The 26103-nt window shown below is 66.6% G+C and carries 23 protein-coding genes and 1 riboswitch; of the genes, 9 read left to right on the top strand and 14 right to left on the bottom strand.

What is annotated here, in order from left to right; all coding sequences use genetic code 11:
- Positions 1-114 precede the first annotated feature (114 nt).
- From QRM96_RS03685 to QRM96_RS03670, 4 genes are all read left to right on the top strand, one after another.
- A complete protein-coding gene (locus QRM96_RS03685; RefSeq protein WP_018762142.1) occupies positions 115-615 on the top strand; it encodes a DUF427 domain-containing protein in 501 nt (166 codons plus the stop codon).
- Positions 616-688: 73 nt separating this feature from the next.
- Positions 689-1399: a response regulator transcription factor gene (locus tag QRM96_RS03680; protein ID WP_018762141.1), complete on the top strand. Its 711-nt coding sequence runs from the start codon at positions 689-691 to the stop codon at positions 1397-1399.
- 2 nt (positions 1400-1401) lie between these two features.
- The gene (locus tag QRM96_RS03675; protein WP_285318414.1) at positions 1402-2916 is read left to right on the top strand and encodes a sensor histidine kinase; all 1515 of its coding nucleotides are present in this window, start codon (positions 1402-1404) and stop codon (positions 2914-2916) included.
- A 104-nt stretch (positions 2917-3020) separates the two neighbouring features.
- The gene (locus QRM96_RS03670) at positions 3021-3308 is read left to right on the top strand and encodes a WXG100 family type VII secretion target (RefSeq protein WP_018762139.1); all 288 of its coding nucleotides are present in this window, start codon (positions 3021-3023) and stop codon (positions 3306-3308) included.
- Between the two features lie 4 nt (positions 3309-3312).
- Here QRM96_RS03670 and QRM96_RS03665 read toward each other — a convergent pair whose 3' ends face one another.
- A complete protein-coding gene (locus QRM96_RS03665) occupies positions 3313-4428 on the bottom strand; it encodes a ribonuclease HI family protein (protein WP_285318412.1) in 1116 nt (371 codons plus the stop codon).
- Positions 4429-4701: 273 nt separating this feature from the next.
- On the opposite strand from QRM96_RS03665, the gene QRM96_RS03660 reads away from it, so the two are divergent.
- Entirely contained in the window at positions 4702-6012 is a 1311-nt protein-coding gene (locus QRM96_RS03660) for an ABC transporter substrate-binding protein (protein WP_285318411.1), read from the top strand.
- An 82-nt stretch (positions 6013-6094) separates the two neighbouring features.
- Here QRM96_RS03660 and groL read toward each other — a convergent pair whose 3' ends face one another.
- The 5 genes from groL to QRM96_RS03635 all read right to left on the bottom strand — a co-directional run bounded on the left by groL (position 6095) and on the right by QRM96_RS03635 (position 10657).
- The gene (groL, locus tag QRM96_RS03655; protein ID WP_018762136.1) at positions 6095-7729 is read right to left on the bottom strand and encodes a chaperonin GroEL; all 1635 of its coding nucleotides are present in this window, start codon (positions 7727-7729) and stop codon (positions 6095-6097) included.
- Between the two features lie 289 nt (positions 7730-8018).
- Positions 8019-9281 (bottom strand): ABC transporter substrate-binding protein, encoded by a 1263-nt coding sequence (locus QRM96_RS03650; RefSeq protein WP_285318410.1) that lies wholly within the window; start codon positions 9279-9281, stop codon positions 8019-8021.
- Positions 9278-9484 carry a cold-shock protein gene (locus QRM96_RS03645; protein ID WP_123059240.1) on the bottom strand — a complete coding sequence of 69 codons (207 nt, stop codon included), beginning with the start codon at positions 9482-9484 and terminating at the stop codon, positions 9278-9280. Before QRM96_RS03645 ends, QRM96_RS03650 begins: the two co-directional genes overlap by 4 nt.
- Positions 9485-9646: 162 nt before the next feature.
- Positions 9647-10276 carry a LytR C-terminal domain-containing protein gene (locus QRM96_RS03640; RefSeq protein ID WP_285318408.1) on the bottom strand — a complete coding sequence of 210 codons (630 nt, stop codon included), beginning with the start codon at positions 10274-10276 and terminating at the stop codon, positions 9647-9649.
- Between the two features lie 51 nt (positions 10277-10327).
- The gene (locus tag QRM96_RS03635) at positions 10328-10657 is read right to left on the bottom strand and encodes a DUF3263 domain-containing protein (protein WP_018762132.1); all 330 of its coding nucleotides are present in this window, start codon (positions 10655-10657) and stop codon (positions 10328-10330) included.
- 128 nt (positions 10658-10785) lie between these two features.
- On the opposite strand from QRM96_RS03635, the gene QRM96_RS03630 reads away from it, so the two are divergent.
- A complete protein-coding gene (locus QRM96_RS03630) occupies positions 10786-11562 on the top strand; it encodes a uracil-DNA glycosylase (RefSeq protein ID WP_285318406.1) in 777 nt (258 codons plus the stop codon).
- A 9-nt stretch (positions 11563-11571) separates the two neighbouring features.
- Positions 11572-12411, top strand: a complete 840-nt coding sequence (locus QRM96_RS03625) for a siderophore-interacting protein (protein WP_018762130.1) — start codon at positions 11572-11574, stop codon at positions 12409-12411.
- Here QRM96_RS03625 and QRM96_RS03620 read toward each other — a convergent pair.
- The 3 genes from QRM96_RS03620 to QRM96_RS03610 form a co-directional block, all read right to left on the bottom strand.
- The gene (locus QRM96_RS03620) at positions 12408-13895 is read right to left on the bottom strand and encodes a threonine/serine exporter family protein (protein ID WP_285318403.1); all 1488 of its coding nucleotides are present in this window, start codon (positions 13893-13895) and stop codon (positions 12408-12410) included. The genes QRM96_RS03625 and QRM96_RS03620 overlap by 4 nt on opposite strands.
- A 34-nt stretch (positions 13896-13929) precedes the next feature.
- Positions 13930-15246 (bottom strand): peptidoglycan bridge formation glycyltransferase FemA/FemB family protein, encoded by a 1317-nt coding sequence (locus QRM96_RS03615; RefSeq protein WP_018762128.1) that lies wholly within the window; start codon positions 15244-15246, stop codon positions 13930-13932.
- 128 nt (positions 15247-15374) lie between these two features.
- On the bottom strand, positions 15375-16508 hold the full coding sequence (locus tag QRM96_RS03610) for a lipid II:glycine glycyltransferase FemX (RefSeq protein ID WP_285318401.1): 1134 nt from the start codon (positions 16506-16508) through the stop codon (positions 15375-15377).
- Between the two features lie 121 nt (positions 16509-16629).
- Here QRM96_RS03610 and QRM96_RS03605 point away from each other — a divergent pair, with 121 nt between their 5' ends.
- Positions 16630-17172: a TspO/MBR family protein gene (locus tag QRM96_RS03605; protein ID WP_109863873.1), complete on the top strand. Its 543-nt coding sequence runs from the start codon at positions 16630-16632 to the stop codon at positions 17170-17172.
- A gap of 37 nt (positions 17173-17209) precedes the next feature.
- On the opposite strand, the gene QRM96_RS03600 is transcribed toward QRM96_RS03605, so the two are convergent.
- The 4 genes from QRM96_RS03600 to QRM96_RS03585 form a co-directional block, all read right to left on the bottom strand.
- The gene (locus QRM96_RS03600) at positions 17210-18649 is read right to left on the bottom strand and encodes an L-serine ammonia-lyase (RefSeq protein ID WP_285318398.1); all 1440 of its coding nucleotides are present in this window, start codon (positions 18647-18649) and stop codon (positions 17210-17212) included.
- A 70-nt stretch (positions 18650-18719) separates the two neighbouring features.
- Positions 18720-19868: a glycine cleavage system aminomethyltransferase GcvT gene (gene gcvT / locus QRM96_RS03595; protein WP_285318397.1), complete on the bottom strand. Its 1149-nt coding sequence runs from the start codon at positions 19866-19868 to the stop codon at positions 18720-18722.
- 71 nt (positions 19869-19939) lie between these two features.
- Positions 19940-22819: an aminomethyl-transferring glycine dehydrogenase gene (gene gcvP / locus QRM96_RS03590; protein ID WP_285318396.1), complete on the bottom strand. Its 2880-nt coding sequence runs from the start codon at positions 22817-22819 to the stop codon at positions 19940-19942.
- Between the two features lie 189 nt (positions 22820-23008).
- Positions 23009-23105: riboswitch (glycine riboswitch) on the bottom strand.
- 109 nt (positions 23106-23214) lie between these two features.
- Positions 23215-23751, bottom strand: coding sequence for a TetR/AcrR family transcriptional regulator (locus QRM96_RS03585; protein WP_109863889.1), 537 nt, complete (start codon positions 23749-23751; stop codon positions 23215-23217).
- A gap of 83 nt (positions 23752-23834) precedes the next feature.
- On the opposite strand from QRM96_RS03585, the gene QRM96_RS03580 reads away from it, so the two are divergent.
- The gene (locus tag QRM96_RS03580) at positions 23835-25394 is read left to right on the top strand and encodes an MFS transporter (RefSeq protein ID WP_285318394.1); all 1560 of its coding nucleotides are present in this window, start codon (positions 23835-23837) and stop codon (positions 25392-25394) included.
- Positions 25395-25469: 75 nt separating this feature from the next.
- On the opposite strand, the gene QRM96_RS03575 is transcribed toward QRM96_RS03580, so the two are convergent.
- Positions 25470-25949 (bottom strand): Dps family protein, encoded by a 480-nt coding sequence (locus QRM96_RS03575; protein WP_285318393.1) that lies wholly within the window; start codon positions 25947-25949, stop codon positions 25470-25472.
- Between the last annotated feature and the right edge of the window lie 154 nt (positions 25950-26103).

The raw sequence follows: 26103 nt of genomic DNA, 5'->3' as shown, positions 1-26103 counted from the left end.
ACTGTATTCCCGAGCCCCTGACGGCGGAAGAGATCGGGCGCTGAACGTTCTCACCCTGATTTCGGTTCCCGCCGGAGTGTGCCGCACGCCACGGATCCGGGGGACACTGGATGTATGAGCATGCGCATCATTCCCGCCGTCCCCGGGCCAGGCCAGGAATCGGTCTGGGACTACCCCCGCCCGCCCCGGATCGAACGCAGTACCGAACACATCAGGATCTTCCTGGGCGGCGAACTGATCGCCGACACCACCGAGTCGCTGCGCGTCCTCGAGACCAGCCATCCGCCGGTCTACTACCTGCCGCGGTCGGCGTTCGTGCCTGGCTCGCTGGAACCGGCGGCAGGCAGCAGTTTTTGTGAGTTCAAGGGGTCCGCCGAGTACCTGACCGTGCGCGGCGGCGGGGAGGAAGCCGAGGGGGCCGCCTGGTCCTATCCGGAACCGTCGTCCGGATTCGAGGCCCTGGCAGGCCGGGTGGCCGTCTACGCGGGCAGGATGGATTACTGCGAGGTGGACGGTGAACGCGTGCTTCCGCAGCCAGGCCGCTTTTACGGCGGCTGGATCACCCAGCGGATCGTAGGCCCCTTCAAAGGGGAGCCGGGAACGATGGGCTGGTGAACACAAGCGCACCACCATCATGCTCACAACGAATATCCAGACAACTCCCAGAGACTGGGAGCATGATGGGAGCATGAACAAGAACGGTCCCGAAGCCAGGCTGCTCGTCGTCGATGACGAACCCAACATCCGTGAGCTTCTCTCCACGTCCCTCCGGTTCGCAGGCTTTGAAGTTGTCTCCGCAGCCAACGGGCGCGACGCGCTCGCCGCCGCGGACACCCAGGCGCCTGACCTGGCCGTATTGGACGTCATGCTCCCGGATATGGACGGGTTCACCGTTACCCGCCGCCTGCGCGCCGCCGGAAAGCACTTCCCTGTCCTTTTCCTGACAGCGAAGGACGACACGGAAGACAAGGTGACCGGCCTGACCGTTGGCGGCGACGACTACGTCACCAAGCCGTTCAGCCTCGATGAGGTGGTGGCCAGGATCCGCGCGGTGCTGCGCCGGACCCAGCCCCTGCTGGATGACGACGCGATCATCCGGGTTGACGACCTTGAGCTCGACGACGACGCCCACGAGGTCCGCCGCGGCGGCACGGTCATTGAACTTTCCCCCACCGAGTTCAAGCTGCTGCGCTACCTCATGCTCAACCCCAACCGGGTCCTGTCCAAGTCCCAGATCCTGGACCACGTGTGGGAGTACAACTTCAACGGCGATGCCTCCATCGTGGAGTCCTACATTTCCTACCTCCGGCGGAAGGTGGACATCGATCCCGAAGCCCCGGCCCTGATCCAGACCAAGCGCGGCGTGGGCTATGTGCTGCGGACGGCTGAAAAGCGCTGACCTTGTTGAAGCGGTGGAAGTCGGCCTCGCTCAGGTCGCAGCTGGTGGCCATGATCATGGCCCTGCTCATCGTGGCCCTGACGGTCACCGGCGCCGTCACCCTCACGTTGCTGCACAGCTACCTCCAGGGCCAGGTGGACGACAAACTTAACGCCGCCGTCGACTCTGCCCGGCAACAGCGCTCGTTCACGCAGTTGCAGGCGCCCAGCCCCATTCCCACCGACTATTCGCTGATGCTCTTCGCCCCCGGCGAGCAGCCGTACACGTTCGGCGGCGACCCCGACGACCATCCGGACATCTCGTCCATCACTGTCGAGCAGGCCCAGGCCCGGCAACTTGCCCCGTTCCAGGTCCGCGGGACGGACGGGCAAAGCTGGCGCGTGGTGGCGGTGACCGTCCAAAACGGCCAAACAACTGCCGTGGTGGTCATCGGGCTGCCCCTGGCGAGCGTGGACGACGTCCTCAAGCACGCCACCCTGGTGGTGACCGGGGTGGGCCTGCTAACGCTGCTGCTGGCCTCCCTCATCGCGAGCTGGACAGTATCGCGCGCGTTCCGGCCGCTGGCACGGGTGGAGAAGACCGCCGCAGCCATCGCCGCCGGTGACCTCTCCCGCCGCGTTGAGGTGGAGAATCCTGCCACTGAGCTGGGCCGGCTGAGCAGCTCACTGAACGCCATGCTGGCCCACATTGAGACCGCATTTGCGGCCCGGACCGCGTCCGAGGCCAGGATGCGCCGCTTCGCCGCGGACGCCTCCCATGAACTCCGCACACCGCTGGTGACCATCCGCGGTTTCTCCGAGCTTTACCGCCATGGCGCCCTGTCCACGGACGATGACGTGGCCACCGCGATGGGCCGGATCGAAAGCGAAGCCAAGCGCATGGGTTCCATGGTCGAGGACCTGCTCCTGCTGGCCCGCCTGGACGAGCAGCGGCCGTTGCAGCAAAAGCCCGTGGACCTGCAGCTGATCGCCCACGACGCCGTGGTGGACACCCAGGCCAGCGACCGCTCCAGGACCATCTCGCTGGCGGGCCTCAACGGCGGCCCGGCCACGCCTGCCCCGGTGCTTGGGGACGAAGCCAAGCTGCGCCAGGTGGTGGGCAACCTCGTGGGCAACGCGCTGCGGTACACCCCGGACGGCAGCCCCATTGAACTCGCCGTGGGAGTCCGCAGCACTAATGGTGAGGCCCGTTCCATCATCGAGGTACGGGACCACGGGCCCGGCATTTCGGAAGAGGACGCGGCCAAGGTTTTTGAACGGTTCTACCGTGCCGACACGTCCCGCACCCGGGAGACGGGCGGCAGCGGCCTGGGCCTGGCCATCGTGGCCGCCATCGTGGGTTCGCACGGCGGTTCAGTGCGGGTGGAGAAGACCGACGGCGGCGGGGCCACGCTGGTGGTCAGCCTGCCGCACCGTGACGAAGCACCCGCAGATGACGCAGCGGGTGGGGAGGAAGCGGCGGAGGGCGGCGCCGCCCAGCGTGGCGCGGGCAGCGGCAGCTCGGTTATCCACATATAGAGCTCAGGCCATGACTCCGCCCCGCGCGGCTTCCTAGGCTCGTCTCATCAGCCCGGAACCGCCGGGCTGATGAGACGCCTCCCGCCGTACCGAAAGGCATAGCCATGAGCATCATTTCCGTCGACACCGAGCTACTGCAGCTGAAGTCCGCAAACGTACAGTCAACCGTGGACAGGATCAGCGCTGACGTCCAGGCCATGAAGCGTGGGCTGGACGAGCTGCAAGGCTCGTGGCGCGGTGCGGCGGCCAGCAACTTCCAGGCGCTGGTCACCGAGTGGACCATCACCCAGGGCCGGGTGGAAGCGTCGCTGGCCTCCATCAACGCGGCGCTGGCCTCCGCCGCGGCCACGTATGCCCAGGCCGAGCAGGGCAACGCGCAGCGGTTCAGCTGACAGGTCAGGCTTCCGGGGTTCCTTGATGGAACCGCAGCCGCCACCGTTCGCCGTCGAGGACCCACAACGAGCTTCGCAGTGTGGTGCCGGCGCGGGCAAAGCTCCGATACGTCAGCAGGACAGCACCGGGGCCAATGCGCTCAGCGCCCAGAACCTCGATGTCGGTCCTTTCTCCGGGGTCCTCTTCGAGGGCCATCATCATGGCGTCCCGGGTCCACACCCTTCCCGAGCTGCCGAATTCCATGAAGTCCGGGTGGAGGAGGACTGCGGTCCGGCCAATGTCGCCGCGCACCAGCGGGCCCAGCAGTTCACGTTCGAGTTGCTCCACCAGGGCCTCCGGCGCGACCGCACCGGCCTGCTGCGCTGCCTCCGCATCCTCCTGGGCTTCCGTGTCCAATTCGCTGAACAGGTCAAGCTCGTCATAAGCCGATACCGGCTGGGGCATGGCCCGCTGTTTGCCGTTTCCCGCTGCAGGACCTCTTTGGCCGGCCGCTGCCGGGCGGGTGTCCGCACGGGTGGGGCCTGCCTCCGGGCGGCCGGCGGCGGCCGGGCGGGCGGGTGCAGGGGCGGGGATGTCGAGGGTGGCCGGCTGGAGGCCACTGCCGGCCTGAGGCTGCGCCTCAAAGCTGTGCCCGGAGGCGCCCGGATGGTGCGCCCCCGGAAATCCCGGACCAGACCGGGCGGCCACGCCCTGCTGGTAGGCGGTTGCCGCGGCCCGGGCGCGTTCATCGGCGGCCTCGTTCAGGCTGTGGCCGGCATGGCCCTTGACCCATTCGAAGGTGTACGTCCGGCCTGCCAGTTCGCGGTCCAGTTCCTTCAGCAGTTCAACGTTCAGGACCGGCTTCCCGTCAGCTTTGCGCCATCCCTTGCGCTTCCACCCGGGCATCCATTTGGTAATGGAGTTGATGACGTACTGGCTGTCACAGAGGATGCGAAGGTCCTCCCCCGGAAGATGCGCGGTGGCCCGCAGCAGATCCAGGACAGCCATCAGCTCCCCTTGGTTATTGGTGCCGTGGGGCCAGCCACCGGCCCGCCAACAGTTGTCATCCACGTACCAGGCCCAGCCGGCCGGCCCCGGGTTTCCCAAGGCCGAACCGTCAGCCGCTGCAGTAATCGTCACCGGTCCATCCTGCCAGAAGCCAACGACAACGGGCCGCCGCCTCAGCGGCTCAAAGCCCACCCGGCGGTACGCCGCACGAAGTACTGGTCCCGCAAGCGCCGGGTCAGCCGGCCCGAAAGCCATCCCAGAAAACGTTTACCGAAACTCTTGACGCAACCCTTCCGCTCACGAAACAATCACAGAATCACAGCGAGAAAGCGCTTTCCCGCAGAGTCGGGCACCCGCAACGACGTGGGATCGACCCAGCGGCGACAAAATACGGAAGGAACATCAATGACGAGTCCAGTCTTCAGCCGGCGCAGTTTCCAGCTCGGCGCCGCCGCCTTGGCCTTTTCCCTGCTGGCGACAGGCTGCGGAGCTCCCGGCAGTTCCGGGGACAACGGGCAGGTGACCCTGCGGTTCGCATGGTGGGGCAACGAGTACCTGAACGCACAGACCCAGAAGGTCATCGCCGCGTTCGAGGCGTCGCACCCGAATATCAAGATCAAGGCGGAGCCGGGCGAATGGGCCAGCTACTGGGACAAGCTGGCCACGAAGACCGCTGCCAATGATGCACCGGACGTCATCCAGATGGACCAGAAGTACATTGCCGAATACGGCGGGCGCGGGGCGCTTATGGACCTGTCGAAGCAAAGCGGCATCGACACCTCGAAGCTGGACAAGGAGGCCTTGGCCTCCGGCCAGCACGGTGGCGCCCAGTATGGTCTCAGCACCGGCCAGAATGCCTACGTCATCATGGCCAACACCAAGGTGTTCGACGCCGCAGGCATTCCGCTGCCGGACGACAGGACGTGGACGTGGAAAGACTTCACGGACACCGCAGCCAAGATCAGCGCCGCTGGTGGCGGGAAGAGCTACGGCGCCGCCTACGGCAGCAACGAAGCAGACCTGATCATCTGGCTGCGCCAGCACGGACAAGACCTGTACACGGGTGACGGGGGCCTCGGTTTCGAGACGGCGACCGCCGCGTCTTTCTGGGAACGGCTCAAGGACCAGCGCAACTCAAAGGCCAGTCCTCCTGCCACCGTCGCCACCGAGGACGCCGGCGCGGGGCTGGAGGAGAGCCTGTTCGGCACCAACCGGGTGGCCATGGCCTGGTGGTGGACCAACCAGCTGGGGTCCCTGGAGTCCACCACGGGCAGCAGCATCAAGATGCTGCGGGCACCGAGCATCAGTGGCGCATCGGCAAGCAACGGGATGTACTACAAGCCCACCATGTTCTGGTCGGCTTCGTCCCGGTCCAAGCACCCGCAGCAGGCGGCTGAATTCATCGACTACCTCACGAACAGTCCGGAGGCAGGCGGCATCCTGATGACGGACCGCGGCGTGCCCACCAACAGCGCGATCGTCGCGGGCATTACTCCCTCGCTCAAGCCGGCTGACACCACGGTGGTGGGCTTCCTCAAGGACATAGCGCCGGACGTCAAGGGCGCGCCACCGGTCCCGCCGGTGGGTGCGGGCAGCGTCCAGAACGTCATCAAGCGCTACACGGATGAAGTACTGTACGACCGCCTGACCCCGCAGGCAGCCGCGGATGCCTTCAAGAAGGAGGTTGAAGGGATGCTGGCTTCCGCCAGGAAGTAGCCCTCGGAACCATAAAAATGCGGCCCCCTCCAAACGGAGGGGGCCGCATTTCATGTCAGCGGGACAGGTCCCGGCAGTGGGCTTAGAAGCCGCCCATGCCGCCCATGCCGCCCATGTCGTCTCCACCGGCGGGGGCAGAAGCCTTCTCGGGCTTGTCTGCCACCACGGCTTCGGTGGTGAGGAACAGGCCGGCGATGGACGCCGCGTTCTGCAGGGCAGAGCGGGTGACCTTGACCGGATCGTTCACGCCGGCTGCCAGCAGGTCGACGTACTCGCCGGTGGCTGCGTTCAGGCCGTGGCCTGCGGGCAGGCCGCGGACCTTGTCGACAACCACGCCGGGCTCGAGGCCGGCGTTGAAGGCGATCTGCTTCAGCGGGGCGTCAATGGCAACGCGGACGATGTTGGCGCCCGTTGCTTCGTCGCCGGAGAGCTGCAGGTTGGCAAATGCCTTGGCACCGGCCTGGATGAGGGCAACACCGCCACCGGCGACGATGCCTTCTTCAACCGCAGCCTTGGCGTTGCGGACGGCGTCCTCGATGCGGTGCTTGCGTTCCTTGAGCTCAACCTCGGTGGCGGCACCGGCCTTGATGACTGCAACGCCGCCGGCCAGCTTGGCCAGGCGTTCCTGCAGCTTCTCGCGGTCGTAGTCGGAGTCCGAGTTCTCGATCTCGGCGCGGATCTGGGATACGCGGCCGGCGATCTGGTCGGCGTCGCCTGCACCCTCGACGATGGTGGTCTCGTCCTTGGTGACAACAACCTTGCGGGCCTGGCCCAGCAGTTCGAGGCCTGCGGTCTCGAGCTTGAGGCCGACTTCCTCGGAGATGACCTGGCCGCCGGTGAGGACGGCGATGTCTGCCAGCTGTGCCTTGCGGCGGTCGCCGAAGCCCGGGGCCTTGACGGCAACGGACTTGAAGGTGCCACGGATCTTGTTGACGATCAGGGTGGCCAGGGCCTCGCCCTCGATGTCTTCGGCGATGATCAGCAGCGGCTTGTTGGACTGCATGACCTTTTCGAGGACAGCAACCAGTTCCTTGACGTTGGAGATCTTGGAGTTGACGATCAGGATGTACGGATCCTCGAGGACCGTTTCCTGGCGCTCGGCGTCGGTGACGAAGTAGGCGGAGATGTAGCCCTTGTCGAAGCGCATGCCTTCGGTGAGTTCAAGCTCCAGGCCGAAGGTGTTGGACTCCTCGACCGTGATGACGCCTTCCTTGCCGACCTTGTCCAGGGCTTCGGCGATGAGGGCACCAATTTCGTCGTCACCGGCGGAGATGGAGGCGGTGGCCGCGATCTCTTCCTTGGTTTCGATTTCCTTGGCGGAGGCCAGGAGTTCGCGGGTGACAGCTTCAACGGCCTTCTCGATGCCGCGCTTGAGGGACAGCGGGTCGGCACCGGCAGCAACGTTGCGCAGGCCTTCCTTGACCAGCGCCTGGGCCAGCACCGTCGCAGTCGTGGTACCGTCGCCGGCGACGTCGTCCGTCTTCTTGGCAACTTCCTTGACCAGCTCTGCGCCGATCTTCTCGTACGGGTCGTCCAGCTCGATCTCCTTGGCGATGGAAACACCATCGTTGGTGATCGTGGGGGCGCCCCACTTCTTTTCGAGGACGACGTTGCGTCCACGCGGGCCGAGGGTGACCTTAACGGCGTCGGCGAGGGTGTTCAGGCCACGCTCAAGGCCGCGGCGTGCCTCTTCATCAAATGCAATGATCTTGGCCATAACGGCAGTAGTCCTTTCGGGACAGTCGTTAAGAATGAACCTTCGCTGCAGTGCCCGCGACGGACGATCCTTCGACAGCGGCCTCTGTATGCCTCCGCCTGGGGATCTCACTGAAGTGAGGTGTTTCTTTCGCTCTTCGACCGGTGCCTTGCTCGGCCGGCCGGAACCGGGCGTTGCTTAGCAGTCGGTACGTCAGAGTGCTAACTCCATAATTAGCACTCCCCCGGTGAGAGTGCAAGCGAAAACACACCGGAGGGGCTGCTGGCGGCGGTCGCTTCGCCGAGGGCGATCAGCCCTGATGTCCGGCTGTCTCCCGGCCGCTCGGAGTGGGCAGGTTGTCCGGCCCGTATGTAAAGACGGAGAAGGACGCCACGGTGATATCCCCGTTCGCGTCGAAGGCAATGGGGCCCGACTCGCCGTCGTAATTGATGTCGGGGCCGGCAGCCAGGCCGCCCAGGCACGCCTTGTAGGTCACGCACGGCGCAGCGGCCGTTCCGGCGCCTGGTGCCGCTGTTCCGCCCGATACCGGGATCAGGTTGGCGGCGATCGAGCGGCCGGCGTCGTCCTGCGCGCGGGCCGCTGCCAGCGCGGCCAGGGTCACGGCGTCGTAGGTCTCGGCAGCGTAGGAGACGTCCTTCAGCGACGGGTCCACCGCCAGGAGTTTTTGCTGGAAGGCGGCGGAAGGCAGCTGTCCCGGCACCACCGCGCGGGCGCCATCCAAGACCTTGGAACCGAGGCCTGAGCCGTAGCGGGCGAAAGCGCCGTCGCTCAGGATGATGCGTGAACCGCCAACGCCGGTACCGTTCAGCGCGGCCAGTGCGCCTTGGGCGCCCTCACGGGCTATCAGGACGACGGCGTCCGGCTTGGCTTTGGCGATGGAGCTTGCCGCCGCGGCGTCCCCGGTCGTGAAGCCGGCACCGGAAAGGACGGTAAGCCCGGACTGCTTTGCCGCTTCCGTGACGGCGGCCTGCAGGTCCTTGCCGTAGGTGCCTTCCTGGTACAGCACGCTGACGGTGGCAGCCCCGGCGTCCTTGGCGAGTTTGGCCAACACAGGCCCTTGCGCGACGTCGGCCGCCGCGGTGCGGAAGTAGTAGCCGCCGCTGGCCATTCCGGTCAGGCCGGCAGCGGTGTTGGCCGGGGAGATGAGCGGTATGTGCGCGCGGGACAGGACACCTACGGCTGCCTCCGCATGGCTGGAGTCGGTGGGTCCGATGACCACGTCCGCCTTGGCGGCGAGCAGGGCTTTTGCCTGCCCGGCGGTGTCCTGTTCCGGGTGTGCGGGCAGCAGTTCGACGGGGCGGCCCTTGTGTCCCCCGGCTGCGTTGATGTCCTGGACGGCCAGCTTGGCGGCGGCGAGCTGTGGCTGGTTCAGGAAAGCGTTGCCGCCGGTGTTGTCCAGGACCAGGCCCACCCGGAGGACGCCGTCGCCGGATGCCTCGGCGGATTCCACCCGGGCGTTTCCGCCTGTCCCGGAGCAGGCTGTGGCGCCGAGAACGGCTGCCAGGGAAACGGCCAGGGCAGTGCGGACGGCGGGACGGTGCTTCGGGTTCACTCGGCGGGCCGGACGTTTTCCGCCTGCGGGCCCTTGTCGCCCTCGCCGACCTCCAGCTGCACCCGTTGTCCTTCCTCAAGGGCCCGGTAGCCTTCGCCCCGGATCGCAGACCAATGGACAAAGATGTCATCACTGGAGCCGTCAACGGTGATGAAGCCGTAGCCTTTTTCAGCGTTGAACCATTTGACGGTTCCCAGTGCCATGGTGACCAACTCTTTTCCGTTGCGGCCGGGTGGGCCGGTGCTGTTGCGTGCAGCCCCGCGGGCCGTGGCCTGGAATCACTCTAGCCAAAGGCCGCCACGGGCCGCAGGCTGCGGCAGGCCCCGGGCCGGGAACGTTATGCAGGCGTAACTGAGGCCGGCCGGTTACCGGTACCCGGGGCCCAGGACCACCACGAGCGGCACCTGGAACTCGGTGCTGCTGACGACCGTGGGGATGTTCAACAGTGCGGCGAGCTCCTGGGCACTGGCCAGTTGCTGGGGACCGGCGTAGTAGATCACGGAGGATTTCTGCGGTGCGCCGGACCAGTTGCCTACCTGTCCGAGCTTCCAGCCGTCAGCCTGGACTGTTCCGCCAATGCGGCTGGCCAGCCCGGCGGTACCGGCCGCGTTGTAGACGGCCACTGCCTGCGTCCGGTCGACGGCCTGCTGGGTGGCCGACTGCGTCGGCTCCGGGCTGCCGCTTGGGGACGGCCCGGCGGTGGCCGAAGGTTCTGAAGCGGCCGGGGGCGTGGGTGCCTGCGTGGTGGACGGGGTGGATCCGGTACCCGCCAACGCGGTGGATTCCACACTGGCAGAGGCCTCGGTTGCCGTGGCGTTGAACCCCAGCTTGGGGAGGATCAGGAAAGACACCAGCCCGATCGCCAGCGCCGCGACGCCCACGGCGAGGATGGGCCACAGCCGCACCCGGGACGGGGCCGAGGCCGTCCGGTGGACACCTTGTCGCGACGCGGCCTCGGGGACCTTGTCGAATTCATCGCGGGCGTATTTGGTCATGGTGGAAGGACATCCTTGTTGATTGCTGCCAGGGTCCCGGCCTGGGGCGTGCTAAGCGTCGGATCCCAGGCGGCGGGCGGTGCGTGCACGGTGGCGCGACGTACGTAGTCTACGCAATCTCTTGACCAGCATGGGATCGTGGGCCAGGGCATCCTCGCGGTCGATCAGGGCATTGAGGAGCTGGTAGTAATGGGTTGCGGAGAGGTCGAACAGCTCCCGGATGGCCTGTTCCTTGGCCCCCGCGTACTTCCACCACTGCCGCTCCAGCGCCAGCATCTGCTGTTCGCGCTCGGTGAGGGAGGAGTCACGGAGCAGAAAATCCGCCAGCAGGGAATTCCGTGGATCCTGCTCCGGCAGGTGTTCCCGGGCCGGTTCCGCCACGGCACACTCCTTCGCTGGTTACGGTAAATGTCTTACCCCCATGCTAGCGGGCGAATCACAGGAGTGTCATTCGGCCCGCCGTCGACGCACTTTCCCGACCGGCGGGCTCCTGCTGCAAGAATGGACCGATGTTTGAATCGGATGCGTTGTTCGACCTGCAGCAGGACCCGGCGGACGCCACCCGCTTCAGCGACCTGGCCAAGTTGCCCCTGGCGGAGCTCATGGCGCCTGACTGGGCGGCGGCGCTGCAGGGCGTCGACGCGAAGCTGCGGTCGGTGCTGGACTTCCTTGCCGGCGAAGAGGCGGCCGGGCACCAGATCCTGCCGCCGCCGTCGAACGTCCTGCGCGCGTTCCGCCAGCCGCTCGCCGGCGTGAAAGTCCTCATTGTGGGGCAGGACCCCTACCCCACGCCGGGGCACGCCGTCGGCCTTTCCTTCTCCGTGGACGCGCGCACGCGCCCGCTCCCCCGCAGCCTGGCGAACATCTACCGTGAACTCGAATCCGACCTGGGCATTTCCCCGCGCGTCCACGGCGACCTGTCCGCCTGGGCGGATCAGGGAGTCCTGCTCCTGAACCGGGTGCTCACCGTCCGGGCGGGGTCCGCGGGCTCCCACCGGGGCAAGGGCTGGGAGGACATTACGACGGCGGCAGTCACGGCAGTGGCCGGACGTCGGGCCTCGGACGGGTCCAGGACGCCCCTGGTAGCCGTCTTGTGGGGCAAGGAGGCGGAGGGGGTAAGGCCCCTCCTTGCCGGTGCGCCCGTCGTCGCCAGCGCGCACCCCAGTCCGTTATCCGCCTCGCGCGGCTTCTTTGGTTCCCGGCCATTCAGCCGCGTGAACGAGCTGCTGCGGGAACAGGGTGCGCCGGACGTAACCTGGGAGCTCCCGCCGGTGCCCCTGGCTTAGGCTTGCCTGATGAGCACTGTCCCCGCCGCCACCAGCGCTACGAAAAACAACCGCCCCCAGGTCAACCTGACGGTACTGCGCAAAGAGCAGTTGTCCCCGCACATGGTCCGGGTCATCGCAGGTGGGGACGGATTCAGGGACTTCGTCAACAACGCATTCGTGGACCGTTATGTAAAGATCGTGTTCCCACAGCCCGGCGTGGACTATCCCTCCCCCCTGGATCTGTGGACGGTCCGGGAAACCATGCCGCGCGAGCAGTGGCCGTATACCCGCACCTACACGCTCCGCTGGGTGGATCCCGGGGCCAAGGAGCTCGCCATCGACTTCGTGGTCCATGGCGACGAAGGCCTGGCCGGTCCGTGGGCGGCCAACGCCCGGCCCGGCGAGACGCTCACCTTTACCGGCCCGGGCGGTGCGTACAACCCCAATCCCGAGGCTGACTGGTATCTGTTCGCCGGTGATGAGGCCGCCCTGCCGGCCATTGCCGCGTCCATCGAGGCACTTCCTCCCACCGCAGTGGGGCTGGCCTTCCTGGAAGTCGGGGCCGAGGCCGACATCCAGCCCCTGAACGCTCCGGCCGGACTCGAGGTCCGGTGGCTGGTCCGCGGCGAAGTCCCGGCGGGCTCGAGCACGTTGCTGGTGGATGCCGTGGCGGGCGCGGAGTGGCCTGCCGGCACCGTGGATGTCTTTGCCCACGGCGAGCGGGGCTACATGAAGTCCCTGCGCGAGGTCTTCTTCAAGCAGCGTGGCCTGGAGCGGCGCCAGGTGTCATTGTCCGGGTACTGGGCGCAGGGCCGCGTGGAAGACGTGTTCCAGGCAGAGAAGAAGTTGCCGGTAGGGCAAATCTAGCGCCGCCGGGCGCGGCGGCGCTCGTTGCTCGCCAGGCTGCGGGTCAGGGGCCTGGCCAGCACGTCGCCCAGGACGATCCCGCCGGCTGTTCCCAGCACGATGGCGCCGGCGCTGAGCATGCCGCCCGCGCCGTTCAGGATTTCCGATTCCTCGACCGTGAGCACATACATGGACCGGAAGATGGTGAGCCCTGGCAGCAGGATCAGCGCCGCGGGCACAGCCACCACCAGCTGCGGCGCGCCCATCCGCAGTGCCACCACACGTGCCAGGAGGCCGATGACAACGGCCGCCAGCGCCGGGGCGAAGCGGTCCCCGATCCCCAGCAGGCCGCCGCCGAGCAGCACCAGGTAGCCTGCCACGCCTACTCCCGCCGTTGGCAGCAGGAGCTGCCAGGTGGTCTGCTCGGTGATGCCGATGGCCATCACCGCAGCGGCCACGAACAGGATAAGGACCCACAGATCGTAGGCGGGCGGGAAGGTCTGCGTGACGTCGATCCGCTGCAACCCTGTCAGCTCCCCCACCACGAAGGCCACGGCAATGCCGGCCACGATCGCACCGAAGGTCAGCAGGGTTGACAGGAACCGGCCCGCGGCGGTGACCGGGAAGCCGTTGATGGCGTCCTGTACGGACGAGACCAGCCGTCCGGTGGGCAGCAGCAGCAGGATGCCGCCCACCACCACGATCGACGGTGACGCGGTGAGGCCGAACTGCCAGAGCAGCAAGGCAAGGATGGTGACGACGAACGAGCAGCTGACCGTGGTGAAGAAGTCCGGGACCCGCCAGCGGCCCAGTTGCCGGGCCAGCAGGCTGATCCCGATGTTGGCTACGAACGCGATGGCCGAGGACACCACGCCGCCGCCCAGCACACCGACGAACACGGCGGCGAAAACACCGAATGCGGCGGTGACCATCCAGCGCGGATACGGTTTGGGGCTGGTGATGGCCTCGTTGAGCCTGCGGATGGCTTCCTCGCGGCCCACGCCGCCAGCCACGATATCCGTGACCAGCTGGTGGACCTTGGCAAGGCCGGCGTAGTTGTTGGTCCAGGACCGCACCACGCGCAGCAGGGCGATGGGCGTCTGGTCCTTGGGGGCGTAATTGATGCCCACGGACTGGTTGGTGATGTCCACCTCGATATTCTTCAGGCCCAGGGCGGCCGTGACGGCGATGATGCTGGTCTCCACCTCCAGGGCGCCCGCCCCGTAGCGGAACATGGTCTCTGCCAGGTGGAGCGCGAAGTCCAGGGTCTTGCGGGCCGATGTGTCCACACCGCCCACCTGGATGGTGGGGTTGGCGTAGGGGCTGCCCGCCAGGCGGTCCACGATGCTCAAGGGGGCGGTGGGCGGGTTCTCGCCCTGCACCAGGCGCCGCAGCATCCTCCGGGCGGCTGCGTCCTGCCGCATCTGGGCAGGGGTCAGCGGCTCAGTCTTGGGCAGGCCGTCAGTCTTCGGCCTGGACCCTGGCCGTTCGTGCCGGTCGGTCATGCCCGGTTCCTCCCTCTGCGCGGTGTGTGGACGGTCAGGCTGCGCGCTTCAGCGGCAGCTTGCCAAGCAGGGTACGGGCAGCGGCGGCGGCTGATCTGGCCAGCCGGTTGGCATGGAAGGCCGCGGGCCGTACGGGCATGGTGAAGTCGCCCACCAGCTGGACCACTTCGCCGCCGAATCCCTTCTTGAATTCGTAGCCGCCGTGCCCCTCCTCGTCCTGTCCGGAGATGCCGAACGTGCCGTAGAAGTTGTACCGCGGGTATTCCTTCTCCAGGGCGTGCAGCATCATGCCCCAGTACAGTGAGGTGGCGCCGTTGAAGTAGATGTAGTCCTGGACGGTGCCGCCGATCACGCACACCACCTCATCGCCGTAGCAGACGAAGTGGATGGCTGCCACGGTGGCGGTCCCGACCGAATCCGGGAACCTCTCGATGTCCTTGAGGCTCCGCTCGTAGCTGTCCACCAGGTCCTGGACCACTTTGAGCCGGTTGGCTTTCTTCTTGCTGCCCGTTTCTTCCACTTCACGCCGGAGCTCCGCGGCGGTGGCAGACTCAGCTGCCAGGCGCTCGGTGATGGATTTCCGGTACGCGGGGATGTCGATCTTGGCCATCATGAGCTTGGTGAATTCCGCCGAGGTGGTCCTGAGCAGGTGCTCGTAGTAGGCGCGCTCGCGGTAGGTGAATCCCTTTTCGTCCCCGGCCCGGCTCAACGCCCCGTAGAAGTCGTCCAGGGTTTCCAGCGTGGCCTGTTCCAGGAAGACGCCGTTCTTTTCGGCCTTGCGGATGGCCTTCCGGGTCCGGTAACTGGTGCCCATGATGAGTTCTTCGGCGTCCTGGATTCCCACGAGGCTCTTGATGAACATCCAGTTCACGTTAACGAAGTTCATGTCCAGGCCCTGGTGCCGGAACCCGAGCCGCTCCAGGTCCGCCACGAGCGGACGGTTGTCCTCGACGTCCGGGTGCTCGGCGCCGTCGGCGTCCCGTGCGATGTACCTGATGTTCGGGGAGATCCGCAGTTCAGCGGCTTTGCGGCCGGCGGCGTGCTTGCGGAGGAGTTCGACGACGCCACTCACCAGGTTGCGGTCCTCGTAGTCCATGAGGGGGCCCTTGGCGCATTCGCAGATGGTGTAGCCAAGCCTGGTGGTCGAGTAGTTGAGCTTGCCGGCGGCGACGAGTTCGCCGCCGCGCCGGACGCCGAAGAGCTCCACCTGCTGGCCCCGGGCGCGCTGGAAACGGGCAAAGTCGATGGACTGCAGGAAGCTGTTTTGCGGGTGCTTTACGGCGAAGGCCTCAAACTCGGCGTCGCTGAGCGTGGCATATTCAAGTCCGGTAGCGGCGGAAACAGGATTCAAGGGGTGACCTTCTTCGGGACTCTTCGCGGCCTGGTGGGCACGCGCTGGGCGGACGGTGTTCGGGGCGGGCTGCACGGGACGTACGGTCCGGCCGTGGGCTGCGGTGGGTGCATCCCACGGGATGCCGGTCAGTAGAACTGCTGGCCGGTCCGGGCGGTTTCAATCCGGCGGAGCACCTTTTCGCCGCCACTGGTCCAGAGCTTGTGGCGCAGCGGGGAAAGGACGTAGTCGTAGCAGCCCACAAAGTCGGTGACGGTCTTGGTGAAGCTGGTCTTGAACATTCCCATCCCGTACAGGTTGTGGGTTTTGTCCTTGATCCGGGCCGCAGGCGGGGTGCCGCAAAAGTCGTATTCGGTACAGCCGAGTTCCTGCATGCGGCGGATGGCTTCCCACTGCACCAAATGCGAGTCGCCGTACTGTTTGCGGTTTTGGGTGGACCCGCCGTCCTTGTAGGTTGCCTTGGCACCGTAGTTGATCACGAAGGCTCCGACGCTGGGCCTTCCATCCTCATAGACGAAGAAGAAGTTGCCTTGGCCACGGTTGCAGAATTCGTCCCAGAACTTGGCGTAGTAGTCGTAGCTGCGCAGGGGCATGGAGCCCTTGGCGTTGACGGTGTCTGCCATCAGGTCGTAGAGGGCGCGGTAGGTTTCCGGGCCTTGTTCCTGCCGTACCACCTGGCAGCCTTCGCGTTCGGCGCGCCGGATGGCGTTCCGGGCGCGCGAGGAGATCGCTTTGAACACGTCCTCGCTGCTGCCGGAAATATCCAGCAGCGCGGTGGAGTCGTTGGACTGGATATTGGGGGCTTTGACAAGGCCCGCGGCCTGGATGTCCCGCTGCGCCTCGGCGGTGTCGATGATGTCCGGTTCCACCTTGATGGTAAAGACGTTCAGTTTCCGGCTGCGGGCAAAGGCCGCGCAGGCTTCGAGGGCGGCTTTCAGGTCCGCGGCGGCGGCAACGTCAGGGCCTTTGATGAGATACCAGAGCCGACCCAGGACCGGAAATGACTTTTCCAGGACCAGGTTGTAACTGGAGTTTCCCGGGGCTTCCAGGACAAGGAAGCGGACTTTCCAGCCGGACCCGTTCTTGACCGATGCGTAGGCGGCGGACTGCAGCATGTTGCCGCCGTTGGGGTTGGCCGTGACGTGCTTGTCCCAGTTCTCAATTTCCTCGGCTGTGGCAAAACGTGCGGTGAATTCTCGCAAGGGGGCCGTGTCCAATCGGGTTTGTGCGCGGTTTCGGTGGGTCTGGATGCGTGCGGACATGCAGCATCAAGTCTAAAGCCTCAGCCGCTGGAGCCTTTCTCCCGGCGATGCCTGGCATGGCGCCGACCGTCCACGGGGCGGCGCCTTGACGGGGCTGCCCCGGGTCCGCAAGGGTTGGAGGATGAGGCCGGACCGGGACCAGAGCAGCACTTCCGCGGAGCGCGGACGGCCCTATGGCGCCGGGATCCAAATCGCCGGGCTCGCCGCCTTCCTGGTGGCGTCCTTGCTGGTGGCGGCGCTGGGCGGATTGGCGTCGGCCAGCAACGTCAACGGCTGGTATGCAACGGCGGACAAGGCGCCATGGTCTCCGCCCAACGGCGTGTTTGGCCCGGTGTGGGGAATCCTCTACACGGCGATGGCTGTTGCCGGCTGGCTGGTGTGGCGCAAACGGACGGAGCGGACCCGGAGCGCCCTCACCGCCTACGGGATCCAGTTGCTCCTTAACCTTGCCTGGACCCCCGCGTTCTTTGCCCTCTACCCCGTCCTTGGAACCGCGGCACTGTGGTTTGGGCTTGGCATCATCCTGGCGCTCATTGCCGCCGTCGGAGTCACCGTTCTCTATTTTGGTCCCATCAGCCGGACCGCCGGGTTACTCCTGCTGCCGTACATTTCCTGGCTGGTGTTTGCCGCCTCCTTGAACTGGTGGGCCGCCGCCTACAACTAGGGAGTGGGCGCCGGGTTCCGGGAAGAGGCGCCTGTGGTCAGCATTCGACGACGTTGACGGCGAGGCCGCCCATGGCGGTTTCCTTGTATTTGTGGGACATGTCCTTGCCGGTTTCGCGCATGGTGATGATGACTTCGTCCAGGGAGACCCGGTGGGTCCCGTCGCCCCAGAGCGCCATTTTCGCGGCGTTGATCGCTTTCGCGGCAGCGATCGCGTTCCGTTCGATGCAGGGCACCTGCACCAGCCCGCCGATCGGGTCGCAGGTCAGGCCCAGGTTGTGTTCCATTGCGATCTCAGCGGCGTTCTCCACCTGCGCCGGGGTGCCCCCCATGACATCGGCCAGGCCAGCGGCGGCCATCGAGGAGGCGGACCCCACCTCGCCCTGGCAGCCGACCTCGGCCCCGGAAATCGAGGCTTGTTCCTTGTAGAGGACTCCCACGGCGGCGGCGGCGAGCAGGAATTTGACCACGACGTCGTCGCGGTCAGCGCCGGTGGCTTTGTCCATGCCGGGAGCGAAGTGCAGGGCGTAGAACAACACCGCAGGGATGATCCCGGCTGCCCCGTTCGTCGGGGCGGTGACCACCCGGCCGCCGGACGCGTTTTCCTCGTTCACGGCCAACGCCACCAAGTTAACCCACTCCTGCCAATACCGGGGATCGAACGGGCCCGCGTCCCACGCGGCGTCCTGGTCCGTGTCCTGCCCGTCGGCGCATTCCTTCTTCAACCGCTCAAACCAGTCAGGGGCGCGGCGGCGGACCTTCAAGCCGCCCGGCAACACGCCCTCACGCTTCAACGAGGCCGCGACGCAGGCTTCCATCACGGACCAGATGTGCAGCAACCCGGCCCGGATCTCCTCCTCCCCGCGGGAGGCTTGTTCGTTCACCAGCATCACATCGGCGATTCCCAGCCCGGTCGCTGCGCAGTGCTCCAGCAGTTCGGCGGCGGTCCGGAACGGCAGCGGAAGCTCCTTCTTGGATTCCTCCAGTTCCTGCCGGGCCGCGTCTTCCTCACCCTCCCGGACGATGAACCCGCCACCGACCGAGAAGAACGTCGCGGTATGCACCACGGCACCGTCAGCGTCCGTGACGGTGAACGTCATCCCGTTCGTGTGCCGCGGCAGGACGGTTAACGGCCGCAACACCATGTCCTTCACCCCATAGGGCAGCGGGACGGCGCCGGCGAGGTTCAAGGTCCCGGTCCCGGCAATGCCGGCCAGCCGCTCCTCCACCTCCGCCGGGAGGATCAACTCCGGATGAAACCCCTCCAAGCCCAGCAGGATCGCGGTCATCGTCCCGTGCCCATGACCGGTGGCCGCCAACGAGCCATACAAATCCACCCGCAACGACGCCACGTGAGCCAGCACCCCCGAGGCCTTGAGTTCCTCCGCAAAAACGGCGGCAGCCCGCATCGGCCCCACAGTATGAGACGACGAAGGCCCGATCCCGATCGAAAATAGATCAAAAACGCCAACAGCCATGCGATTGGTTCCTAACTAAAACGGGTGGTGGGGCGGGGTTTCGTCAAGCGAAACTCCCGGCTGTCCGGCGCTATTTTTGGCGCTTGTAGAACGGGAGGCCGACGACTTCGAAGGGTTCGGCCTTACCGCGAAGGTCGACTTCGAGGGAAGTTCCCGGCGCCGAATGCTCCACGTCGACGTAGGCCATGGCGATGGGGTAGCCCAGAGTGGGCGAAGGCTGGCCGGAGGTGACCTCACCGACGGTGGCGCCGTCTTTCAGGACCGGGTAGTGGGCGCGGCCGGCCCGGCGTCCCCGGCCCTTGAGCCCCACGAGGCGGCGGCCGGAGGTGCTGCCTGCACCGGCTTCCTTCTTGGCTGCCAGCGCGGCCTTCCCGACAAAGTCGCCTTCTTTGGACAGCGCGACGACGGCGCCCAGGCCGGCGGCGAACGGGTCGCCGTCCAGCGAGAGTTCGTTGCCGTAGAGCGGCATTCCTGCTTCGAGGCGGAGGGAGTCGCGGGAAGCGAGCCCTGCGGGGGTGAGCTGGCCCTCGTCGGCAATGGCGATCAGCGCCTGCCAGAGGCCCGGGGCGTCCCCGTTGTCCACGAAGATCTCGAAGCCGTCCTCGCCGGTGTACCCGGTCCGGGCCAGCAGCAGGTCCAGGCCCGCACCGCCCACCAGGAAGGGGACCTCGACGGCGGCGTAGTACTTCAGCCCTGTCACCAGGGAATGCCGGGCTGCCGGAACCAGCCGCAGCAGGATCGATTCTGCTGCCGGGCCTTGGACGGCGATCAGTGACGTGCGGGCTGAGGCGTCCTCCACCTTCACGTCGAACCGGGCGGCACGTTCCTGCAATGCTGCCGCGACGGTGTCTGCGTTTCCTGCGTTGGGGACCACCAGGAAGACGTCGGTGCCGTCCGGCGCTGCCGGCCGGCGGTAGGTAATGAGGTCGTCGATGATGCCGCCGTCTTCGTTGCAGATCAGCGAGTACTTTGCCTTGCCCACGGCCATGGCGGAGATCTTGCCCACCAGGGCGTAGTCCAGGAACGCGGCGGCCTCGGGGCCGGTCACCCAGACTTCTCCCATGTGGGAGAGGTCGAACAGCCCGGCGGCCTTGCGGACCGCGTGGTGTTCGGCCAGTTCGGAGCTGTACTTCAGCGGCATCTGCCAGCCGCCAAAGTCCGTAAAGGAGGCGCCGAGCTTTTTATGCTCGTCGTAGAGCGCGGTGTACTTCTCAGTCATTGAAAGTCCTTTGGGAGCGATGGTTGAGCTGGTCGAAACCGGGTGCCGGCCGGCTCAACCACCGGAGCGGTCTACTTCTCGAACTCGGCTGTGCTGTCCTCGAACGCTTCGAGGGGCGGGCAAGAGCAGATGAGGTTGCGGTCGCCGGCGGCGCCGTCGATCCGGCCGACGGGCGGGAAGTACTTGTCCTGCTTGTGGTGGGCCGGGAACGCTGCCTGCTCCCGTGGGTAGGCGCGGTCCCAGTCAGAGGAGACGACGGCGGCGGCCGTGTGGGGTGCGTGCCGCAGCGGTGAGTCGGTGACGGCGAAGTCGCCGTTGGCCACCTGGTCATTTTCCTTGCGGATGGTGATCATGGCCTCGATGAAGCGGTCGATCTCGGCCAGGTCCTCGGACTCGGTGGGCTCCACCATCAGCGTGCCCGCGACAGGGAACGAAAGGGTGGGGGCGTGGAAACCGAAGTCGATCAGCCGCTTGGCCACGTCCTCGGCCGTGACTCCCGTCTTCGCCGTGAGTTCGCGCAGGTCCAGGATGCACTCGTGCGCCACCAGCCCGCCTTCACCGGTGTAGAGGACCGGGAAGTACTCGTTCAGGCGGGACGCGACGTAGTTGGCCGCCAGCAGCGCGGACTTGGTGGCCTCGGTCAGGCCCTCACCGCCCATCAGCTTCACGTACGCCCACGAGATCGGCAGCACACCGGCCGAACCGAACCGGGACGCGGAGATCGCCACCCCGTGGCCCTCTTCATGGGCGGCCTTGTTCGCATCGCCCGGCATGAACGGTGCCAGGTGCGCCTTCGCGGCAACGGGCCCGACGCCGGGTCCCCCGCCGCCGTGCGGGATGCAGAAGGTCTTATGCAGGTTCAGGTGCGAGACGTCCCCGCCGAACCGGCCCGGCTGGGCCAGCCCCACCAGGGCGTTCAGGTTGGCCCCGTCGATGTAGACCTGGCCGCCGGCGGCGTGGACGGCGTCACAGACTTCGCGGACGTCCCCGTCGAACACGCCGTGGGTGGAGGGGTAGGTGATCATGATGGCCGACAGGACATCCCGGTTCGCCTCGATCTTGGCCGTCAGGTCCTCGTGGTCGATCGTCCCGTCAGCGGCGGTGGCCACCACCACCACCTTCATCCCGGCCAGGACGGCGGAGGCGGCGTTGGTGCCGTGCGCCGAGGCCGGGATCAGGCACACGGTGCGCTGCTGCTCGCCCCGGGAGTGGTGGTAGCCGCGGATCGCGAGCAACCCTGCGAGCTCGCCCTGCGAGCCCGCGTTGGGCTGGATGGACACCTGGTCATACCCGGTGATCGTGGCCAGGTCCGCTTCCAGGCCGGCGATGAGTTCGCGCCAGCCCTCGGTCTGGGAGTCCGGGGCGAACGGGTGGATCGAGGCGAACTCCGGCCAGGAAATGGCCTCCATCTCAGCCGTCGCGTTCAGCTTCATGGTGCACGAACCCAACGGAATCATCGTCCGGTCCAGCGCCAGGTCACGGTCCGAGAGCTTCCGAATGTAACGCAGCAACTGGGTTTCAGACCGGTGCGTATTGAACACCGGATGCTGCAGGTAGTCGGAAGAACGCTCGACGCCGGCCTCCAGCCCAAAGCCCTGGCCCTCGCTGTGTCCCTCGGCAACCGGGGCGCCGAAGACGTCGGCGACCTGCGCGACGATGGCCGGCGTCGTGGTTTCGTCGAGGGAGATGCCTACGGTGTCGGCGTCGATGGGCCGCAGGTTGATGCCGCGGGCCTCGGCGTCGGAAATCACTGCTGACGCACGGCCGGCAACACGGACCGTCAGGGTGTCGAAGAAGGAAGTGTGCAGGACATCCAGGCCGGCGGCCTTGAGCGCCGCGGCGAGGGTACGGGCGTGGCCATGCGTCGTTTCCGCGATCGCCTTCAGCCCGTCCGGGCCGTGGTACACCGCGTACATGGACGCAACGATGGCCAGCAGCGCCTGGGCGGTGCAGATGTTGGACGTGGCCTTCTCGCGGCGGATGTGCTGCTCGCGGGTCTGCAAAGCCAGGCGGTAAGCGGGAACGCCGGCGTCGTCCTTGGACACCCCAACCAGGCGGCCGGGCAGGGAACGTTCCAGGCCCTTGCGGACAGCCATGTAGGCGGCGTGCGGCCCCCCAAAGAACAACGGCACACCAAAGCGCTGGGCCGAGCCAACGGCAATGTCCGCGCCCTGCTCGCCCGGAGGTGTGATCAGTGTCAGGGCCAGCAGGTCCGCAGCCACCGTAACCAGCGCGCCGCGGTCCTTGGCAGCGGTAATGACGGCGGACTGGTCCCACACCCGGCCGGAGGCGCCGGGCTGCTGCAGCACGACGCCATTGATGGCACCCTCCGGCAGGCCCTTGGACAGGTCCGCGACCTCCACCTCGAAGCCCAGCGCCTCGGCGCGACCCTGCACGATGGCGATGGTCTGCGGAAGAACGTCGATGTCCAGGACCGTCTTGCCGTCCTTCGCTGCCGCGGACTTGTTGGCGCGGCGCATCAGGAGCACGGCCTCGGCCACGGCGGTGGCTTCATCCAGCAGCGAGGCGTTGGCGATGGGCAGTCCCACCAGGTCCTGCACCATGGTCTGGAAGTTCAGCAGTGCCTCGAGCCGGCCCTGCGAGATTTCCGGCTGGTACGGGGTGTAGGCGGTGTACCAGGCCGGGGATTCCAGGATGTTGCGGCGGATCACCGGCGGCGTCACGGTGTCGTAGTAGCCTTGGCCGATCATCTGGACTGCCGTCTTGTTCTTGGCGGCAAGCTTCCGCAGTTCCGTGAGGACTTCAACCTCGCTGAGGGCGTCCTGCAGGCGAAGGGCAGATTCCTGACGGATGACCTTGGGGACGGCGGTGTCAACCAGTGAGTCGACAGTGTCGTAGCCAACGGCTTTGAGCATGGTATCGACGTCGGCCTGGCGGCGCGCACCGATATGGCGGTCGACGAAAGTGGTGGAGGCTGGGCTAACCGGCACGAAGGAACTCCATTTACTCAGGCGGCGCAGGGTACGCCACAGCGATTCGGGTTCCTCCCCGCTCTGTATTGGACCTGAGAGTTTCCGCGGTGCCTGCCTGGCAGGACCCGCTTGCACCGTCGGTGAGCACACCGGCTCCGAATCCCCGATTGGGGGTCATGGGAACCGCCTGCTGCTTTCCAGAGGCGCCTCGCCGCGGCGGTACGGGGGCCTGCGAGATTCCTGGGGAGGATTTGCTCCTACGGCGCCTGCCTGTACACCGGCAGAACTCTCCCGCCGCAGATCAAAGGCTATTCACTTGTAAACCAGCCATGTGCTGGATCATGCGGGCCGGTGACAGCCCTCACAACATTCCATTGTCCTATGCCGCAACCCTTCCCGGCAAATGGCGGAGGCTACCTGCGAAGCCGCTCAAGGGCCGCCAGGAGTTCCTCCACGTCAGCCGCCGCTCCCCCTTGCGGCGCCGGGCCCACGGACAACATGGCGTTGAAATACAGCCCGTCCCCCATATACAAGACCGCTTTGGCCAGCCCCGGCCCCACGTCGGCCGCGATCTCGTCCAGCCACCGCTGCTGGATGGCCGCGAAACGGCGCCGCGTTTCCTGGTGCGCCACTTCCGCCAGCCTGGTGGCGGCAACGATGGCCCGGTCCAGCGGAGTGTCCGCCCAGACGGAGGAGCGGATGAAGTAGGCCGCCGCCCCCTCGGCGGCCGCGGCCATGGCGTCGGCGTCCTCTTTGGCCAGCCCGTCCAGGCGGTCCAGCAGCACTTCGATGAGCGCTTCCTTGTTGGGGAAGTGGTACAGCAGTCCCCCCTTGGACACGCCTGCCTTTTTGGCCACCGCGTCGAGCGTGGCCGCCCGCTCCCCCACGTCGATCAAGAGGGTTTCGAAGGCGTCAAGGACCGCATCACGGGCTACAGGCTTTCGGGGCATGCTTCCCATCATGCCCTCCGCCGGCGTCGAAAAGGGAAACGGCAAGGTTTTAAACTGTACCGTCTGGACGGTATATTTATTTTATGACGACTTCCCCTTCGACCTCGGCGCCTGCACGCAGCGGCGGAGCGGCCGGGCGGCCCCCGCGGCCCGACTGGCTCGCACTGGGGCTGCTGATGTTCCCGGTGCTGCTCGTCGCCGTGGACAATACCGCCCTGACATTCGCCCTGCCCGCCATCACCCGCGCCCTGGAACCCTCCGGTGTGCACGTGTTGTGGATTATTGACGCTTATCCACTGGTATTGGCCGGTCTCCTGGTATCGATGGGAAGCCTTGGCGACAGGATTGGGCGGCGCCGGTTGCTCATTATCGGCAGCACGGGCTTTGCCGGATTGTCCGCCGCAACGGCTTTTGCGCCCTCCGCGGAGTGGCTGATCGCCGGACGGGCCGCACTGGGGTTCTTCGGGGCGATGCTGATGCCCTCCACCTTGTCGCTGATCCGCAACATCTTCCCGGAGCCCAACCGCCGGCGGATGGCCGTCGCCATCTGGGCTGCCGGATTCTCCGGCGGCGCAGCCTTGGGGCCGATCTTCGGCGGCTGGCTGGTGGAGCATTTCTGGTGGGGCGCCGTGTTCCTGGTGGCGGTGCCCCTGATGGTTCCCCTGCTGGCACTGGGCCGCACTTTGATCCCGGAATCCAAGGACCCGTCGCCGGGAAGAGTGGACGTCCCGAGCATCCTGTTGTCCATGCTGGTGATGGTCCCCATGGTCTACGGCATCAAGGATGTTGCCACCGAAGGTCCGGGCCTGGCGGGCCTTGGCAGCATGGCGTTCGGCGTGGCGATGGGCGTGGTGTTCGTGCGGCGCCAGCACCGCTTGGAACACCCCCTGCTGGATATGTCGTTGTTCCGGAACCGGGTGTTCAGCATGGCCATCAGCGCCAACATCCTGGCCCTGTTTTCCTTCAACGGCTTCATCCTGTTCCTTGCCCAGCACCTCCAGCTCCTTGAGGGCCTGAGCCCGTCAGCCGCGGGCGTGGCGATGATTCCGGCGCTGGCAGCCACGGTGGTGGCCGGCTTGGTGGTGGTGCCGCTGGTTCGCAAGGTCCGCCCTGGCTACGTGGTGGCGGCGGGGCTGGCGTTCAGCGCCACGGGATACACCCTGGTGGCGTTTGGAAACCACGACGGCGGACCCGCGCTGCTGCTGGCAGCGCTCCTGGTCCTGGCGCTGGGCGTGGGCACGGCGGAAACCATTTCGAATGACCTCATCCTCGGCTCCGCGCCGCCGGAAAAGTCAGGGGCCGCCGCGGCGATCTCCGAAACCGGCTACGAGGTGGGCTCACTGCTGGGGACGGCCGTCCTTGGCTCCATCCTGACGGCCTCCTACCAGCACAACCTGCGCCTCCCGGCCGGATTGGATGGCATGCTCCCGGGCGCCTCGCTGCACAACGCCGGGGAAACGCTGGCCGGCGCCATGGAGGCGGCCGCCGCCCTGCCCGGCCCGCTGGCGGACGCGGTCCGCGACGCTGCGGCGGCGGCGTTCGATTCCGGCGTGCACATCACGGCGGCAATTGGGCTGGTACTGATGGCGACGGCGGCAGTCCTCGCCGCCGTCGTGCTGCGGAAGGTACCCAAGGCCACCTGACCGCACGGGGACCGCAAAGGGCGCCCGGTGCCGGATGAGTTCCGGTACCGGGCGCCCACGTGCGGGACGCTCGGCCTACTTGGAGTCGGCAGTGGTCACCTTGGCGGTTGGCTTCATGTTTTCAGCCTGCACCATCCAGGCAAACTGCTCGAGCCGGGCGATGAACTCGTGCAAAAGGTCCGCGGAGGTGGGATCTTCCTCATCCACCTCGTCGTGGACCTTGCGCATGGTGCCAACGGCGGCTTCCACGGCGGCAACGATCCGCTCAATGGCGTCCGCAGTGCTGATCAGCCCGTCAGGGAACTGGGCCAGGCTGGTGGTTTCGGCAACGGTGGAGCTGCGGCCGTCCGGGAGGGCGTGCAGGGCGCGCATCCGCTCGGCAGTATCGTCGGCGAACTGGCGGGCAGCGTCAACAATCTCATCGAGCTGCAGGTGCAGGTCGCGGAAGTTGGTGCCCACGATGTTCCAGTGCGCCTGCTTGCCCTGGATGTGGAGTTCGATCAGGTCGGCCAGGACTGCCTGCAGGTTGTTGGTCAGTGTCGGTGAAGCTTTCATGCATCCTCCTCAAGTGGTCCAATATGGCTGACGCTACCAGCCGTGGGCTGCCCCGCGGCCGGCAATCCGGAAATTTCTCAGTGAGCTTACTAATTGTGGAAATCAGTCATAAACGAACGTGGTTCATATTGCGTCTTGCATCACAGGGCCGGCA

This window comes from Pseudarthrobacter sp. lyk4-40-TYG-27, assembly GCF_030209295.1.
GTDB lineage: Bacteria > Actinomycetota > Actinomycetes > Actinomycetales > Micrococcaceae > Arthrobacter.
The sequence above is the reverse complement of the archived record's forward strand: the minus strand, read 5'-3'. Positions and strand labels throughout refer to the sequence as shown.

What these genes read in the sequence shown, in the direction of transcription:
- QRM96_RS03685 (WP_018762142.1), top strand. Translation starts at nt 115, where the DNA reads ATGAGCATGCGCATCATTCCCGCCGTCCCCGGGCCAGGCCAGGAATCG.
- QRM96_RS03680 (WP_018762141.1), top strand. Translation starts at nt 689, where the DNA reads ATGAACAAGAACGGTCCCGAAGCCAGGCTGCTCGTCGTCGATGACGAA.
- QRM96_RS03670 (WP_018762139.1), top strand. Translation starts at nt 3,021, where the DNA reads ATGAGCATCATTTCCGTCGACACCGAGCTACTGCAGCTGAAGTCCGCA.
- QRM96_RS03660 (WP_285318411.1), top strand. Translation starts at nt 4,702, where the DNA reads ATGACGAGTCCAGTCTTCAGCCGGCGCAGTTTCCAGCTCGGCGCCGCC.
- groL (WP_018762136.1), bottom strand. Translation starts at nt 7,729, where the DNA reads ATGGCCAAGATCATTGCATTTGATGAAGAGGCACGCCGCGGCCTTGAG.
- QRM96_RS03645 (WP_123059240.1), bottom strand. Translation starts at nt 9,484, where the DNA reads ATGGCACTGGGAACCGTCAAATGGTTCAACGCTGAAAAAGGCTACGGC.
- QRM96_RS03640 (WP_285318408.1), bottom strand. Translation starts at nt 10,276, where the DNA reads ATGACCAAATACGCCCGCGATGAATTCGACAAGGTCCCCGAGGCCGCG.
- QRM96_RS03630 (WP_285318406.1), top strand. Translation starts at nt 10,786, where the DNA reads ATGTTTGAATCGGATGCGTTGTTCGACCTGCAGCAGGACCCGGCGGAC.
- QRM96_RS03625 (WP_018762130.1), top strand. Translation starts at nt 11,572, where the DNA reads ATGAGCACTGTCCCCGCCGCCACCAGCGCTACGAAAAACAACCGCCCC.
- QRM96_RS03620 (WP_285318403.1), bottom strand. Translation starts at nt 13,895, where the DNA reads ATGACCGACCGGCACGAACGGCCAGGGTCCAGGCCGAAGACTGACGGC.
- QRM96_RS03610 (WP_285318401.1), bottom strand. Translation starts at nt 16,508, where the DNA reads ATGTCCGCACGCATCCAGACCCACCGAAACCGCGCACAAACCCGATTG.
- QRM96_RS03605 (WP_109863873.1), top strand. Translation starts at nt 16,630, where the DNA reads ATGAGGCCGGACCGGGACCAGAGCAGCACTTCCGCGGAGCGCGGACGG.
- QRM96_RS03600 (WP_285318398.1), bottom strand. Translation starts at nt 18,649, where the DNA reads ATGGCTGTTGGCGTTTTTGATCTATTTTCGATCGGGATCGGGCCTTCG.
- gcvT (WP_285318397.1), bottom strand. Translation starts at nt 19,868, where the DNA reads ATGACTGAGAAGTACACCGCGCTCTACGACGAGCATAAAAAGCTCGGC.
- QRM96_RS03585 (WP_109863889.1), bottom strand. Translation starts at nt 23,751, where the DNA reads ATGCCCCGAAAGCCTGTAGCCCGTGATGCGGTCCTTGACGCCTTCGAA.
- QRM96_RS03580 (WP_285318394.1), top strand. Translation starts at nt 23,835, where the DNA reads ATGACGACTTCCCCTTCGACCTCGGCGCCTGCACGCAGCGGCGGAGCG.
- QRM96_RS03575 (WP_285318393.1), bottom strand. Translation starts at nt 25,949, where the DNA reads ATGAAAGCTTCACCGACACTGACCAACAACCTGCAGGCAGTCCTGGCC.